The organism is Streptomyces corynorhini (genome assembly GCF_003346515.1).
In the GTDB taxonomy this organism is placed as follows: Bacteria; Actinomycetota; Actinomycetes; order Streptomycetales; family Streptomycetaceae; genus Streptomyces; species Streptomyces corynorhini.
Genome location: NZ_QQNA01000408.1, coordinates 1 through 1,288, shown reverse-complemented (window position 1 = coordinate 1,288; position 1,288 = coordinate 1). Strand labels below are relative to the sequence as shown.

General features: G+C 74.0%; 1 protein-coding gene and 1 pseudogene. Both read left to right on the top strand.

Annotated elements, in window-relative coordinates:
• Positions 1 to 678: pseudogene (locus DVH02_RS33600) on the top strand (hypothetical protein); the annotation flags it as partial.
• Positions 679 to 817: 139 nt separating this feature from the next.
• The coding region (locus tag DVH02_RS33595) for a GtrA family protein (protein WP_147286202.1) at positions 818 to 1,288 on the top strand (471 nt) is incomplete at its 3' end.

Here is a 1,288-nt window from a genome sequence, read left to right as displayed (position 1 = left end):
ACGGCCGCCGCGACATCGGGCCCCGCCCCGCGGCCCGATGTCGCGGCGGCCGTCGACGAGGTCAAGCGGCTGCTCGGGGAGGGCAGCATCACCCGCGCCGTGGACATCCTCGGCTCGATCCTCCCGGCCGCCGCCGCCGAGCACGGCGAGCACTCCCCGGTGGTCCGCATCCTGCGCAAGCAGTACGTGTCGACGCTGCTGGACGACGGCCAGTACCGCCGCGCGCTCCCCGAGCTGCGCCGCCTCGCCGACGACCGGAGCGCGGAGGCGGGCCCCGCGGACGGACAGGTGCTCGGGTTCCGCTACGACGCCGCGCTCTGTCTGGAGCAGCTCGGCGAGGCGGTCGCCGCGCTGGAGGAGTACCGGGCGCTCCTCCCGTACTACGAGCAGCACGGGGAGAGCGGCTACGGGGCGGACGGGTACCGGGCGGACGGGTACCGGGCGGACGGGGAGCGGGCGGACGGGGAGCGGCGGGCGACGGCGGGCGCCGACCCCGGGCGCGCCTTCGAGATCCGTCGGCGCATCGGCCATCTGCTGCTGTCGACGGGGGACCACACGGGCGCCTGGGAGCAGCTGCGGAATCTGCTCCTGGACACCGAGCGCGCCTACGGCCCCTACCACCCGCTGCCCGCCGAGATCCGGCGCGCGCTCGACCGGCAGCAGCAGTTCCGGGGCTGACGGCGGCGGCCGGGCATCCAGGCGCGCGCCCGGCGCGCGGTGCGGAGCGGTGCGGACAAGACGGACACCCCGCGCTGTGCCACACTCCTCGTGGCCGTCATCCCCGTGGCGCCGGAGTCGAGGGAGAGCGCGTACGCAGATGACGGTCCGGATCCAGCTGGTCAGATTCGCGTTGGTCGGGGTGGTGAACACCGGCACGTACTACGGCTGCTATCTGCTCCTGCTGCACCGGCTGCCGTACGTCGTCTCGCACGTCGTGGCGTTCCTGCTGAGCATGACGGGCTCGTTCTTCCTGAACAGCAGGTTCACCTACCGGACCCGGCCGACCTGGCGGAAGTTCCTGCTCTTCCCGCTCACCAACGCCGCGAACTTCGTCATCACCACGGTGGGGGTCTATCTGCTGGTGGACGTGGCGCACTACAGCAGCCGCTACTCGCCGCTGGTGACGGCGGCGGTGGCCGTCCCCATCACCTTCGCGGTCTCGCGCCTGATCATGCTCCGCCCGGAGCGGGATCCCGCACCCGGCCCCGGCCAGGACCTCGGCCCCGGCCAGGACCTCGGCCCCGGCCAGGACCCCGGCACCGGCCAGGACCCCGGCCCCGGCGAGGAG